The organism is Leifsonia sp. Y862 (genome assembly GCF_057669585.1).
The window spans coordinates 482,635-496,632 of record NZ_JBYHFR010000001.1 but is presented as its reverse complement, the minus strand read 5'-3'; the positions used below and the strand labels follow the sequence as shown (position 1 = coordinate 496,632).

Below are 13,998 nucleotides of genomic sequence, written 5' to 3'. Positions count from 1 at the left end.
GCATTGGCCAATCGGCTACAACCTACAGGCGCCGTGTTCATCTGCACAAGTTACCTGAACAGATGCGTCGCATCACAAACGTGCCGGCAGCGCAATGTGCACCCCGGTGAGTTTTCCGCTTTCGATGAGGAAGCCTCGGCCCGGTGGGAAGTTCGCGCGACGCGCATGGGTGAATGGGGTCGTGAACACGCTCGGCGCGTCGTTGGCGTCAGGCTGCAGAGCAAGTGCCCAGCGGGCCCCGCGCAGCGGACTCGCAAGCTCCCACACTGTGCCCAGCGTCGCGTTTTCACCCTCGACGATGACGGTCAGCTCGCTCCGACGCAGAAGTTTGAGGAGCTGGGCCAGAGCACGCTCATTGCCGCTTCCGTCAAACCCACCGATGTCTTCGATCACAACCACCCCACGATGTCCCGGCATTGGGAATTCCGGTGCAGTCACTGGTTCAGCGGGCGGTGTTGCGGCGAGAGGAAGGCTTGTACCGATCAGCGGCAAAAGAGACAAGCCAACAGCGGCGGGCGCGCTTCCACCCAGGGACCGCGTCAAGTTTTCGATGACGACCTCGCGGCGCTCTGGCGAATCAGCGATCTCCTGCCAGATCGGCAGGTGACGCAGAGTCGATCGATTCGGGGAAATGAGGACCGCATCAAGCAGCTGCCCCGCCGCACGAGCTTGTACTTCAAACGCTTCCAGAAGTGAAGCGATCGCTGTTGTTCGGCCAGAACCGGCCGGCCCCGTGACCAGCAGGAATCCGCCATTCGGAGCGGCGAAAGGTTGGAGTTGCACGGTGTCGATCGCAAAGGGCGCACCCGCCAGCGCGGGCGCCCTCAGGTCAATTCTCTGAATCGCCTCCGGGATGCGGGGCACCGGCGCAGGCGCAAGCCCTGGCACCAAACGCTGCTGATCGGCCAACCGTGCAAACGCCGCATCTGTGTCCGCGGGATCATTACTTGCCCCGGGGACCGCGAGTTGGATCTCGTCGTCTGCACCAATACGAACGGCGCGGCCCGCGGGAGCGCCCTCGAAGATGCCAGCTGAGACGCCGAGCATCTGATAGTCACTCTCAGCGGCCAGCCGGAGAACCAGGCGCTCCGGGATGCTTGAGGCCAGTGACGCGGGGAACCCGCTTGCGCGCTCTGACGTGAAGACAACGTGAACGCCGACATTTCGGCCCGACCGAGTGATCTCCACAAGGTCTGCGAATGGGTCTGCCCCGCCTCCGAGGTGTTCATAGGCATCCCGGAAAGCCGAGAATCCATCAATAAGGAGCAGCACCGGCGGCGAAGCCAGCTGTGCGGCGGCACGGTCGACTACAAGGGAGCGCAACATTCTGAGCAGGCGAACAACCCGGTCGCGCTCGTCGCTTAGAAGGATGTCGCCTGTATTGGGAAGCTGCGCGAGAATGTCCAGTCGGCCACCGCTCGCATCAATGCCATAGATGTGAGTGCTGGGGTCGGCCGCGATCGTCGCGGCCGCGATCGTCAGAAGTGCGGTTGTCTTTCCGCTTCCACCGCCACCATAAATCGCAACGTTGCCCACCTCGCCGAGCCCGCAGATGTACGGCGACTGGCGTTGCAGATGCGGCTCATCAATCAGTCCGGCAATGATGCTCAACGGGCCGCCTTGTGCCTGTGAAGAGCGGTCCATGGCAGGCCGTGGCACGAGAAGCGCCTCGAGCGAGACAGTCTCTGGCAGTTGGTCTACCCAGGGTTTGCGTGGCGATGACACCTGCGCTCCCGTTGCGGCTTGCTGAATGTGCGCAGTGAGCACTTCGATGTCGCGGGGACCCTTCTTCGCGCTGCGACGCTGGCTTCGCACCTCCGGCTGCAATGCCCAGGGTGCATGCTCGCCGAAACCCAGCGTTCGGACCTCGACGGGTTCCAGGTGCTGGGCTTCAGAGCGGCCGCCGAGGTAACCAGTCTGGAAGTGGGTGAGCCTGCCCGCACCAATCTTGACCGCAGCACGACCCGGAGTGTCAGGTGCGAACTCCGCCGCATCCGTCACCCCCAACACATCTGTGCTGTCGGCCGGGTCAGCCATGCGCAACCCGATTCGCAAGTTCGTGTTCGCCCGTAGATTGTCCTTGATCACGCCGGCTGGCCGCTGGGTCGCCAGTACGAGGTGTAAGCCGAGCGAGCGACCTCGTTGCGCCACATCAATCACACCGTCCACGAACTCAGGGATCTCGCTCACCAACGCAGCAAATTCGTCGATCACGATCACGAGCGCCGGCGGGGCGTCCGGGTCAGATCGGCGTTCGAGGGCGATGAGGTCCTTCGCTCCCTTCGCAGCCAACAGCTCCTCCCGATACCGCAGCTCCGCCCGGAGTGAGGTCAATGCCCGGCGCACGAGGTGGGTGTTGAGGTCGGTAACCAGGCCGACCGTATGCGGAAGGGTCGTGCATTCTGCGAATGCGGCACCACCCTTGTAGTCAACGAGCAAGAACGTCAGCCGGTCCGGTGAATATTGCGCAGCCAACGACAAGATCCAGGTCTGCAAGAACTCCGATTTGCCAGATCCTGTCGTGCCACCGACCAACGCGTGCGGGCCATGTACGCGCAGATCGAGCGCGACCGTTCCTGCACCACCTTGCCCGACAACCGCTGTGAGCTGACCCGGCTCGCGTTCCCGGCCCGACTCCCAGTGCGACACCAGGCTGTCTGTGGAACGCCAGTTAGAGAGCACCGCCTCACTGGCACCCATCACATCGCGCGGCAAAATCTGTCCAAGTGTCACAGAACGCGGGAAATCACTCTCATCAAGCACTCGCGCACCGGCATCCACAAACGGTGCGATCGCCCGCCCAAACGTCTCGGCAACCGGCGCGTCCACAGCATCGATTTGGCTCAGGGCCACCATCTCGCCCTGACGCACAAAGTGCACCCGCCAGGTGTTGTCCTGCACCTCAACTGTCGTGCGGCACGCAGCAGGTACCGCGCCCAAGTGCTCGGCAACCCAGATGAGGTGCACTCCAACGTCGGCACCGTCTTCCGCGAGCCCAACCAGCCGGGCGCGCTCAACTTCTGAGTCAGCAAGCACGAGCACAACGACGGCCGGTGTCGGCGCCGGCGAGGACACCGGTGCGAGCCGTTCGCTCGAATCGGACGCACTGTCATCCACTCGTGACCTGACCGTCGCACCGCGAGCAGCGGTCGCACGCGTCGCGATCAAACCTTCGAGCGCGGTCAGCAGGACTGCCGAGCTGCGCTCATCGTCGGCGAGGTGAGGCACCGGAAGCGGACTATACGCTGAATCGGCATGCGGGAGCCACTTGAGCCAGGCCCAACTCGACTGCGACTGCCCTCGATCAGCAAACACGGTGAAAGTAAGATCTGCCGGAGAATGCAGCGCAAGCAGCTGTACGAGCAGGGACCTCGCCACCGACTCCGACCAGAGCCGCGGACCCGCGACGCCCAGAGATCCACACCGATCTAGTCGTTCCAACACTGGAACATCGGCGATGGTGCTGAACTCGTCTTGAACGGCGGTCAACTGCTTCCAGATCTCCACAGGAATCTTTCCCCTGGCAGGCATCTCGATCTGTTTGCGGCTCGGCATCTCCGCCCTTCCGAGGCGCAGTTCAAGAAACGCGCGGTGCTCCGGCCGGCGAGTCCACAGCAACCCATTTGGTTGAGACGGCAGCGTCAGCAGTTCGGCAGGAGACACGGATTCACGATTGCGTGCTTGGTGCTCCGTGTCGCGAGCCACCGTCAGCTCATCCGTCGCAAGCCGCAGACCCTCGTCAAACTCTTTCTGCTTTTCACGGAAGGTCCGCCGACGCGTCAGCCGGTTATCAAACCAGGTGCCCAGCATGATGATCGGCGAGAGGGCGATGAAGATCAGGCTGAGGGCAGACTGCGTCACCATGAACAGCACAGCGCCCATCGCCAGCGGTGCGAGCATCGCGATCAGCGGGAAGCGTGCAGGCTCCGGTGGGTCAGGCGGAGAAGGAAGAGTGATCGGCTCCGGGATGTGCACCGGATCCACGCGGGGCGACTGCAAGTGCGCAACGAACGCCTCAAGGTCCGGCCCTGCCACAGCTGGCGGCCCCACCTCGATGCGCACCTGCACGTCACCCAACACGAGGACGCTACTTCGTTGAATCAGTACCGTGGTGACCGGTTTCTGACCGGCACTCGTGCTATCCAGCAGGAAGCTGCTGTTCGCAGAACCCAGGTCCTCGAACGTCAGCGCCCCGTCTTCCGCACGCAGCACCGCATGTTGTCTCGACACGCTTGGGTCATGCAGCTCAACCCGGTTTGCCCGGTCGCGGCCGATAAAGTTCTCGCCCTGCACGATGCTGAAGGCGACCCCCGACTGTTCCCCCGAAAGCACCGTTACCGTTGCAACCGGCGACTTCGTCCGCTGCCCATCGCCTGGGCTCGACTCAAGTACCGGCTCAACCATGCTGCCTGACTGGATGCCAGATTTGCCGAGCGGATCACCCGCGTCCAGGATCAGTCCGGGCCGATTTGGGAACACTGCCCGGAGAGTCAACGGCGCGTGCCGGTGAACGGCAAAGCTCAAGAGCCGAGGATCGCCGGCCCCGGCACGAACCAATCCGCGCGCAACCTCGCCCACCGTCGCCGTGACATCGGCGGTCAAGGTGACATCTTTGCTCTGCTGCCTTGGCCCCGTGGGGTGCTCAGCTAGGGACACACGAAGTTTCAAACCAAAACTACTTTCGGAAGAGGGCCACATGTTCAACACTGATGTGCCCACCGGCGCAGTATTGGTGCTTATCCGAGATCATGCCATGACATCTGCTGCGTTGCCCATCGTGCAACATGCTCCGACAGATATGGATGATATTTGTGCCTGCGCGGCATCATCTATTGGCTCGAGCGCAATCGTCAGAACCGGCGATAAGACATCCCGGCTGAATCCAACTGCGTGAACCTACTCAAATTGCATTCACCGTCGGGTCGCGCCTTTGGCTTTCGGACGAGAAACACTGTCTTGGAGGACACTTTGTTCGTGTATTCGATGGACCGATATCTGAACAGTCGGACGGCGAGTTGGAGTACGACAGCGCTAAGGAGGAAGGTCAGCGACGTACGGAAGAACAGGTACGCGATCAGCATGAGAACCCGGACAAAGCTGTGCTTGAGGGCAAGAAAAAAGCCCAGGTAGATCGTAAGATCTACCTGGGCTTGCCTGTGCACCCCCCGGGACTTGAACCCGGAACCCACTGATTAAGAGTCAGTTGCTCTGCCAATTGAGCTAGAGGTGCTTGCTTTTCGGCCGTAGTTCACAACCCCGGCCGAGGTAAAACAATAGCATCAGATTCCACGACGACGCTAATCGAGCGTGCACGTCGGCGTGTTGCGCCTTCCTGACTATTCTTGGAGGGTGACTGACGCCGGAAATTACACTCTCGAAGACGACCTCGCGCTGGCCATTCAACTGGCCGACACAGCGGATGCCATTTCCCGCGAACGCTTCAAGTCCGTCGATCTCGAAGTGTCCACCAAGCCGGACCGCACCTTTGTCACCGACGCCGACCAGGCGGTAGAGCGCGCCATCCGCGACCTGGTCACGACAGAGCGCCCGTCAGACGCCTTCTTCGGTGAGGAATACGGCACGACCGGAGAGGCCCGGCGGCAGTGGATCATCGATCCCATCGACGGCACCGCTAACTTTCTGCGCGGCGTGCCCGTGTGGGCAACGCTCATCTCACTGGCCATCGACGGCGTGCCCGTCGTCGGCGTCGTCAGCGCGCCGGCCCTTGGCAGGCGCTGGTGGGCGACCACCGGCTCAGGCGCCTGGATCCAGGAGAACGGCGAAGCGCCTCGCCAAATCCGTGTGTCGGGCGTCGCAGAGCTCGGTGACGCATCCCTGAGCTTCCAGAGCATCGAACAGTGGGACGATGCCGGCTACCTTGACCGGCTCATCAGCCTCACCCGCACCGTGTGGCGCGATCGGGCCTATGGCGACATGTGGCCATACATGATGCTCGCGGAGGGCCTCCTCGACGTCGTGGCCGAATTCGACGTCAAGCCGTACGACATCGCCGCGCTCATCCCGATCGTGCAGGAAGCCGGCGGACGCTTCACGACAATCGACGGCCGCGACGACCTCGCCCATGGCAGCTCACTCGCCACGAACGGGTTGCTCCACGAGAGCGTCGTCGCCCACCTACACAGCTGAGTCCGACACAGTCGGCCGCATCCAAGCGGATGCCGCCTCACCGCCCTACGGGGTGACTCTACCTACAGGGTGACTCGGCCTACAGGTGACTCGACCTACAGGTTGATGAGACTTCCACCGGCCAGGGTGATCAGCATCGTGGCGACGCCGATGGTCACGGTTCGCGTTACCGTGCGGGCAACGCGAGTGCCGCCGAGGCGCGCGGCCACCAGCGAGGTCACGACGAGCGATACGACAGCGGCTCCGAACGTCACCGGGATTCGCAGGTGGTCTGGCGCCAGCACGACGCTCATCAACGGGATGCCGGAGCCGAGTGCGAAGGAGACCCCGGCCAGGATGCCGGTCACCACCGGACGATGCCGGGTCTCGGCCGTGATGTTGTACTCGGCGTCGGCATGCGCGGCCAGCGCGTCGTGTTCGGTGAGTTCGATGGCCACCTCGCGGGCCAGCTCTGGCGTGAGCCCTTTGCGTTCGTAGAGCTGCGCCAGTTCGGCGAGCTCTGCGTCTGGGTCACCGGCGATGCGTTTGCTCTCCCGCTCGAGCACGGCTGTGGCGGCATCCGCTTCGATCGCTGCCTCTGCATACGATGCGGCGCCCAGCGACATGCCACCGGCGACCATCGCCGCCAGGGCCGCAACGACCACGGTCATTCCGGTGGCTCCAGCGGCGGCGAGCCCCTCCACGATCCCGGCGGTGGCGATGATCCCATCGTTGGCATCGACAACCCGAGAGCGCAGCATCGTGCCATCGACCCAGGACGCGCGCCTTACAGTCGTCGTTTTATCCGATGCAGCCATCCGTCACCTCTCGCCGCGAGAGTAGCATCGCTGCGCTTAGCTCTCGGGTCGAACGCGCAGCTTCCCGGGGAGAAAGGGCAGCCAGGGCGCAGAATAGACGAGCACTCTCGGCGGCTCGCTGCCCATGGAGTATTCCGCCTCGCCGTACTTCCACAGCCTGTTGAAGAGGAACACCTGGATCGTGGCCGTGGCCGACCCGTCTGACCCCTCCGCATCGACTTGCCAGGTGCCGCTCCCCCACTGCGCCGGCTGTCCACGACCGTTCAGCACGACGGTGGGCTTCGGAAACCAGCCGATGGCAGGCTTGGCAAGTACGAGCTCTAGCCGATTGCGCGGCGTCTGTGCGGGGGCATTCATCCCCACAGCCTATGGCCGGACAGTGCAGGCCGCTCAGTCAATGCAGGCCGGTCAGTGCACCAGCGTGCTCAACCAGATCACGCCCAAGCCGAGGGCCGAGGTGACGGCCGCGCTGAGGAGGCGCACCGGCCAGCGATTGCCTCGCCGAGTTGAGTTCTCCCAGCCGAGCACCGCCAGGATCACGACGCCGACCCAGAGCGCCAGATAGTACGCCACGTACTCGTCGAGTAGGCCGATTGTGGCCACGAGCAGGAACATTGCAGGCACGAGCATGGCCAACACAAGACCCAGTGAATGACGGGCAGAGTGCAGGGCGGCCTTCCACAACGCCGTGGCGCGTGGTCCGTCCGTCTGCTCGGAGGCGATCACCCCTGAGTAGATGTGGGCAAGCCAGAAGACCCCAATCGTGCCGACGACGAACAGCAACACATCCAGATCGGTGTCGTACTTCCACCCCACGGCAATGAGGGCGCTGACGAGCACGGTTCCATAGATCGCGTATTCCGTGCGGTACGCGCGCAGCACGAGGACGATGGACGGGCTGCGGCCGGAGCGGGCGTTGTCCTGGGAGGTGGTGTCCTGACCCGTGCTGCCGCGCGCTGTGCTGGCGCGCCCTGACTCAGGGGGTATGCCCTCGGCATCCGTCATGGTTTGCCTCCGTCGTTGCCGGTACGCGCATCGGGTTTTCCAACGGTACTGACGGATGCGGATGCGGTCTACCCGGCACCCCTATGGCTGGTCAGTGCGTGGCTGGTCAGTGCGTGGCTGGTCAGTGCGTGGCTGGTCAGTGCGCTGGCTGGTCAGTGCGNTGGTTTGCCTCCGTCGTTGCCGGTACGCGCATCGGGTTTTCCAACGGTACTGACGGATGCGGATGCGGTCTACCCGGCACCCCTATGGCTGGTCAGTGCGTGGCTGGTCAGTGCGTGGCTGGTCAGTGCGTGGCTGGTCAGTGCGCTGGATACGATTCTTCGCGATGTAGACATTCAGCGCCCTGATCGCCGTGATCGCCAGCCAGAACAGGATCACCAGGCCTGCGAGGAGGAAAACCAGGTAGAGGACGGGGATGATTCCGAAGACTTGACTCATGGGCAGAGCATAGCGGTGGGGATGCGCCGGCCAGGCGCGGCAGTGCCCCGCCGCGCGGGTCGAACGCAGGTTCGCGGGGGTTGCAACTACCACGCAGCTGCGTTCATACCGCGAAGCTCGGTTTCGAGCGCCACGGTCGTTGGTGAGGAAGGTCGGCCTCAGATGCAGGGCACAAAAATGGCCCGCACTCACGGGGAGTGCGGGCCATTTCGGCCAAGAGCGTGTGACAGCAACCCAAATGGTGGAGATGGGGGGAATTGAACCCCCGTCCACTGCTGTGGTCATGTGCCTTCTACGGGTGTATCCAGTGAAATCGTTCTACTCGGCTCCGGAATTTGCCACTGGCACCTAATCCGACAAGCCCAGCCCTCGTTTTAGTCCCTCTACACCCCGCGGCTCAATGTAGAAGCAAGCTCTCTAGATAACGCCAGGGTCCGGGTAGAGAGCATTCCCGGTCTGACGGACTCTATAGTTGCTTTACTTAGGCCGCGAGGGCGTAAGCAGAAGCAGAGTCAGTGCGGTTTGAATTGGCACTTATTGTTTTGCAGAGATCGTTAACGAGATAACCCTGCATCCTCGACCCGCTTCTCACAATTGCGCAGGCAATGTCGAAACCGATCATCCCCATGCACACCTCGCCCACTATGGAGCATTGAGGCGGGTCACTGTCACACGCTGTTGAATTACCAATGCAGTGAGCCGGAATGTTCCAGCACGCTGCAGCCTTTCATCCTACAACACAACGGCAGTGCCTTTTATGCCGACGACGTGACCAAACGGCGATCCAGCAGGGCGATCTCCGCGGCGGTGAACCCCTGCGCCAACAGATAATCGGCCACAGAGCCGAAGCGGTCATCGATCATCTCGAGCAAACCAGCCATCACCTCCGGCGGGGTACCGCCCATGATCATGCGCAGCTCTGGCGACTCCTCGATGCCATAGCGCGCCACCAGGGCCAGCATCTCGTGGAGCCATTCGCCCTGGAGGTTCTGTTCTGAGATGGCGTAGTCGGCAACGACGACCTCCCGCGCCACTCCCACCGCGCTGAGAGCCAGCGCCACGACGATTCCGGTGCGATCCTTGCCCGCTGTGCAGTGCACGAGCACCGCGCCGTCGTCGGGCTCGGCGATGACACGCAACGCACTCACCAACATTGAGCCGTGTTCAAGCACCATGCTCTCGTACATCGTCGGCAGGGTGATTCCTGGCCCGCTGTTCGCCGCCGCTGTCCCCTCGTAGACCGGCAGGCTCACTACATCGATGTCGAGGTCGTCGATGGCATCCGGCTGAACCTTTACCTCGAAGTCATCGCGCAGGTCAACGATCGTGCGCACGCCCAGATCGAGAAGCTGGCTGCGCCCGGCATCCGTCAGCCCTTTGAGCGCGTCTGAGCGATACAGCACGCCACTTCGGATGACCCCGTTGGTCGCCTGGAAGCCTGCCGGCTCTCGAAAGTTGAACGTGCCATCCACTGGAAATCGAACTTCTTTGTTCATACAGCTCCCCTTGCCCGACCTCAGACGGATATTAGTCTCCGAGGTTCTTACGTGCCGAAATGGCCCTGTCAGATTCGCGCTTGTCCTGGCGTTCCCGCAGGGTCTGGCGCTTGTCGTATTCTTTCTTACCCTTGGCGACCGCAATCTCGACCTTGGCCCGACCATCCTTGAAGTAGATCTTCAGCGGAATGAGGGTGTATCCGCCCTCTTTGGTCTTGTGGCTGATCTTGATGATCTCCTGCTTGTGCAGGAGCAGCTTGCGCTTGCGGCGCGGCGGGTGGTTCGTCCAGGTTCCGGCCGTGTACTCGGGGATGTGCACCGCATCGAGCCAGGCCTCGCCGGATTCGATGAATGCATAACCGTCGACCAGGGACGCCCGACCGGCCCGCAACGACTTCACTTCAGTACCGTTGAGCACCATTCCGGCCTCGTAGGTGTCTTCAATGAGATAGTCGTGACGCGCCTTGCGGTTGGTCGCTACGACCTTCTCGCCACGTTCCCTGGGCACGGAGGTTCTCCTCGATCTAATGTCTGTGAACGCCCGGCGTGTGCCGGGCAGCCCACCAGTCTAGCGCGCAAGCGGATGCCGCCAGTTGCCGCAGTCGTGCGTCGCCGGTGGACCCTGCCGCTGAAACGTGGTCGCTAGACCTTCAAGTACCGGCTGATGGCGAAGTTCGCGGACAGTGCGGCGAGCACCGCTCCGAGCGCCAGCAGGATGGGCACCACGATCAGCGCGTCGTCCAGCCCGACCAGGGCGAACCCGGTGAGCCTCGCGCTCAGGAAGTCCTGCACGAACCATTTCACGATACCCAGGATGGCGGCTCCCGCGAGTACCGATCCGAGCAGGGCCGCAAACACACCCTCCAGGATGAACGGGGTTTGGATGAACCGGTTCGACGCACCCACCAATCGCATGATGCCGATCTCGCGTCGCCGCGAGAAGGCCGACAGTCGGATGGTGGTCGCGATCAGGAGCACGGCGGCCACCAGCATCAGGGAGGCAATGCCGATCGCGGTGTAGCTCGCCACGTTGAGAACAGAGAAGATCTGGTCGAGGTACTTCCGCTGGTCAGCAACGTTCTCAACGCCGGCGACACCGGACAGGCTCTCCACGAGCACATCTGACTGTGACGGGTCGACGAGGTTCACCCAGAACGTCTGGTTGAGCTGGTCGGCCGTGACGTAGTCGGCGACCGGGTTGCCGGCGAACTGCTTCTGGAAGTTCTCGAACGCCTGCTCGTGGGTCTCGAAGTAGAACTTGTCGATGAAAGGAGCGAGGGTCGGTGACTCTAGCTGCGCCTGCACCGTGTCGATCTGTTCCTGGGTGGCTTCGCCCGCGGTACACGTTTCACCAGGCGAGATGGCCGTGCACATGTAAATGCCCACCTGCGCCTTCTCGTACCAGAAGTTCTTCATCTGGCCGATCTGCATTTGCAGCAGGATCGCGGCGCCGACAAAGGTGAGGGAGATGAACGTCACCAGAACGACGGAGACCACCATCGACGCATTGCGACGCAAGCCGTTCGCGGCTTCGGAGAGTACGAGTGCAAGTCTCATCGGGTGGGCCCTACATTCTGCTCACCAGTTTGGTCAGGCTTCTCTCCTGGCGCCCGCAGGCCCAGTTTCTCGGCAAGTGTCAACTGCTCTGGTACCTCGTGCTGGGTGACCGGCAGAACCGGTCGGCTCATCGTACGCATGGCATCCGTCGGAGGCTGGGCGTCTGATTCGGGCTCAACGGGCCGTGTCGCCTCGGTCGGAGGCAGGAACGGCATCCCGGTGTCCGCGGCGATCGCGTGCTTCTGCTCTTCGACGGTCTGCGCTGCAACCGGGGCGAAGGGAGCAACGGGCTCTGGGGCCGTCTGCGCAGCTGGCACCGGTGCGGGTGCCTCGACGCGCGGCGCGAACGCCGCGTGTGCGGGCGGAACCGTCGTGCGTCCAATCGGCGCCCGATAAGCGGCAGCGGATGCCGGAACACCGCTGTACGCGGCAGGTGCAGCGTATGCGGTTGGCGGCTGCGGTGCTGAGGGCTCGGCTCGCGGCGGCGCCTCGGGAGCGGTGGCCGGTGCCGGTGCCGCTGTCGGTGCTGTCGTTGGTGCAGCGGCTGTCGGCGTTGCTGCCGTTGGCGTGGCCGCTGCGGGGGTTGCTGTCGTAGGGGTTGCTGCTGCGGGTGCAGCCGCCGTGATCGTCTCGCGTGGCGTTGCCCCGCCGACGGTGGGGATGGCGCTGGTGCGGTCGTAACCACCCTGACGCTCGTCGCGCACGATCTGGCCACTGGCCAGCTCGATCACGCGTCGCTGCATCTTGTCGACGATGCCGGCCTCGTGGGTGGCCATGAGGATGGTGGTGCCACCGGCGTTGATGCGCTCGAGCAGCGACATAATTCCGGCGCTCGTGGTGGGGTCGAGGTTACCCGTCGGCTCATCGGCGAGGAGAATCTGCGGCTTGTTGACGATGGCGCGGGCGATGGCCACGCGCTGCTGCTCTCCACCGGAAAGTTCGTGCGGAAGTCGCTGTGCCTTCTCGGCCAGCCCGACCATCTTCAGCGTGTCAGGCACGGCTTCCTGGATGAATCCGCGTGATTTACCGATCACCTGCAGGCTGAACGCAACGTTGTCGTACACGCTCTTGTTCGGCAGCAGTCGGAAGTCCTGGAAGACGACCCCGAGGTTGCGGCGGAAGTACGGCACCTTGCGGTTGGAAATGGAGCGCAGATCCTGCCCCAGCACGTGAATGCTGCCGCTGGTCGGCTTCTCCTCCTTCAACACAAGTCGCAGACAGCTCGACTTCCCCGACCCGGATGCTCCGACGAGGAAGACAAACTCTCCACGCAGGATTTCGAGGTCGATGGAATTCAGGGCCGGTCGGTTCGTACCCGGATATTGCTTGGTGATGTGATCAAAGCGGATCATGGCCTTTCGAGCCTAGGCAGGCATCCGCTAATTTGCGAGTGCGACATGCCTATTCAGCCGAACCGCTAGTTTGTTGGGGCCTGCTTGCGCCAGCGGATGCCGGCAGCGATGAAGCCGTCAAGGTCGCCGTCGAACACGTTGCTCGGGTTGTTGACCTCGTAGTCGGTGCGGAGATCCTTGACCATTTGGTACGGCGCGAGAACGTAGCTGCGCATCTGGTCGCCCCAGCTGGCGGTGATGTTTCCGGCGAATTCTTTCTTGGTTGCGGCTTCCTGCTCGCGCTGCACCAGCAGAAGACGGGACTGCAGCACGCGGAGTGCCGCCGCGCGGTTCTGGATCTGGCTCTTCTCGTTCTGGCAGCTCACCACGATGCCGGTCGGAAGGTGGGTGATGCGCACGGCGGAGTCAGTCGTGTTGACAGACTGTCCACCTGGCCCGCTCGAGCGGAACACGTCAACGCGGATGTCGTTGTCGGGAATCTCGACCGACTCGGTCTGCTCGATCAGCGGCACTACCTCGACCGCGGCAAACGAGGTCTGGCGCTTGCCTGCGGAGTTGAACGGGCTCATCCGCACCAGGCGGTGCGTGCCGGCTTCGACGCTCAGCGTGCCGAACGCGTATGGGGCGTCAACTTCAAACGTCGTGGACTTGATTCCGGCTTCTTCTGCGTAGCTCACATCGAGCACGCTCGTCGGGTACTTGTGCTGTTCGGCCCAGCGCAGGTACATGCGCATGAGCATCTCGGCGAAGTCAGCGGCGTCAACGCCACCGGCGCCTGCGCGGATCGTGATGACGGCCGGGCGCGGATCGAACTCCCCGTTCAGCAGCGTCTGCACTTCGAGCTCGCCGAGGATCTTCTGGATGCTCTTCAGCTCCGCTGCAGCCTCCTCTGCGGAATCCGGATCACCCTGGCCGTCGAAGGCCATCTCCACCAGCACCTTGAGGTCGTCGAGGCGCGAGTCGATGCTCTCCAGCTTGGCCAGTTCCGACTGGCGGTGGCTCAACGCGCTGGTGACCTTCTGCGCACGCTCAGTGTCATCCCAGAGGTCTGGCACCCCCGCCTGCTCGCTCAGGTCGGCGATCTCAGCGCGGAGTCGATCGACGTCGATCACCGATCTGATGTCTCCAAAAGTGGCCCGCAGTGCGGCGATCTGCTCCGAGAATTCCTGCTCATCCATGTCACAGAGAGTCTAACGGCCCCTGTCG

The 13,998-nt window shown here is 63.0% G+C and carries 12 protein-coding genes, 1 tRNA gene and 1 other RNA gene; 2 read left to right on the top strand and 12 right to left on the bottom strand.

From position 1 onward, the window contains the following. Positions 1-72: 72 nt before the first annotated feature. Positions 73-4,602 carry a type VII secretion EssC family protein gene (locus AC25Z0_RS02310; protein ID WP_488132172.1) on the bottom strand — a complete coding sequence of 1,510 codons (4,530 nt, stop codon included), beginning with the start codon at positions 4,600-4,602 and terminating at the stop codon, positions 73-75. Between the two features lie 94 nt (positions 4,603-4,696). Here AC25Z0_RS02310 and AC25Z0_RS02305 point away from each other — a divergent pair, with 94 nt between their 5' ends. Beyond that, positions 4,697-4,894 (top strand): hypothetical protein, encoded by a 198-nt coding sequence (locus AC25Z0_RS02305; RefSeq protein WP_488118641.1) that lies wholly within the window; start codon positions 4,697-4,699, stop codon positions 4,892-4,894. A gap of 263 nt (positions 4,895-5,157) precedes the next feature. Here AC25Z0_RS02305 and AC25Z0_RS02300 read toward each other — a convergent pair. Next, positions 5,158-5,230 (bottom strand) — tRNA-Lys (locus AC25Z0_RS02300). 119 nt (positions 5,231-5,349) lie between these two features. Here AC25Z0_RS02300 and hisN point away from each other — a divergent pair. Then, a complete protein-coding gene (gene hisN, locus AC25Z0_RS02295) occupies positions 5,350-6,147 on the top strand; it encodes a histidinol-phosphatase (protein ID WP_488118640.1) in 798 nt (265 codons plus the stop codon). Positions 6,148-6,242: 95 nt separating this feature from the next. On the opposite strand, the gene AC25Z0_RS02290 is transcribed toward hisN, so the two are convergent. From AC25Z0_RS02290 to prfB, 10 genes are all read right to left on the bottom strand, one after another. Further along, positions 6,243-6,944 (bottom strand): VIT1/CCC1 transporter family protein, encoded by a 702-nt coding sequence (locus AC25Z0_RS02290; RefSeq protein WP_488118639.1) that lies wholly within the window; start codon positions 6,942-6,944, stop codon positions 6,243-6,245. Between the two features lie 36 nt (positions 6,945-6,980). Beyond that, complete coding sequence (locus AC25Z0_RS02285; RefSeq protein ID WP_488132171.1) at positions 6,981-7,301, bottom strand: hypothetical protein; 321 nt, start codon at positions 7,299-7,301, stop codon at positions 6,981-6,983. Between the two features lie 51 nt (positions 7,302-7,352). Then, complete coding sequence (locus AC25Z0_RS02280; RefSeq protein ID WP_488118637.1) at positions 7,353-7,949, bottom strand: hypothetical protein; 597 nt, start codon at positions 7,947-7,949, stop codon at positions 7,353-7,355. 243 nt (positions 7,950-8,192) lie between these two features. After that, entirely contained in the window at positions 8,193-8,387 is a 195-nt protein-coding gene (locus AC25Z0_RS02275) for a hypothetical protein (protein WP_488132170.1), read from the bottom strand. 239 nt (positions 8,388-8,626) lie between these two features. Beyond that, positions 8,627-9,013: a transfer-messenger RNA gene (gene ssrA, locus AC25Z0_RS02270) on the bottom strand. A gap of 129 nt (positions 9,014-9,142) precedes the next feature. Continuing rightward, complete coding sequence (locus AC25Z0_RS02265; protein ID WP_488118636.1) at positions 9,143-9,883, bottom strand: tyrosine-protein phosphatase; 741 nt, start codon at positions 9,881-9,883, stop codon at positions 9,143-9,145. Between the two features lie 31 nt (positions 9,884-9,914). Next, positions 9,915-10,391 (bottom strand): SsrA-binding protein SmpB, encoded by a 477-nt coding sequence (smpB, locus tag AC25Z0_RS02260; protein ID WP_488118635.1) that lies wholly within the window; start codon positions 10,389-10,391, stop codon positions 9,915-9,917. Between the two features lie 134 nt (positions 10,392-10,525). Next, on the bottom strand, positions 10,526-11,440 hold the full coding sequence (gene ftsX / locus AC25Z0_RS02255; RefSeq protein WP_488118634.1) for a permease-like cell division protein FtsX: 915 nt from the start codon (positions 11,438-11,440) through the stop codon (positions 10,526-10,528). Continuing rightward, positions 11,437-12,792, bottom strand: coding sequence for a cell division ATP-binding protein FtsE (gene ftsE, locus AC25Z0_RS02250; protein WP_488132169.1), 1,356 nt, complete (start codon positions 12,790-12,792; stop codon positions 11,437-11,439). Before ftsE ends, ftsX begins: the two co-directional genes overlap by 4 nt. A gap of 65 nt (positions 12,793-12,857) precedes the next feature. Then, the gene (prfB, locus tag AC25Z0_RS02245; RefSeq protein ID WP_488132168.1) at positions 12,858-13,970 is read right to left on the bottom strand and encodes a peptide chain release factor 2; all 1,113 of its coding nucleotides are present in this window, start codon (positions 13,968-13,970) and stop codon (positions 12,858-12,860) included. Between the last annotated feature and the right edge of the window lie 28 nt (positions 13,971-13,998).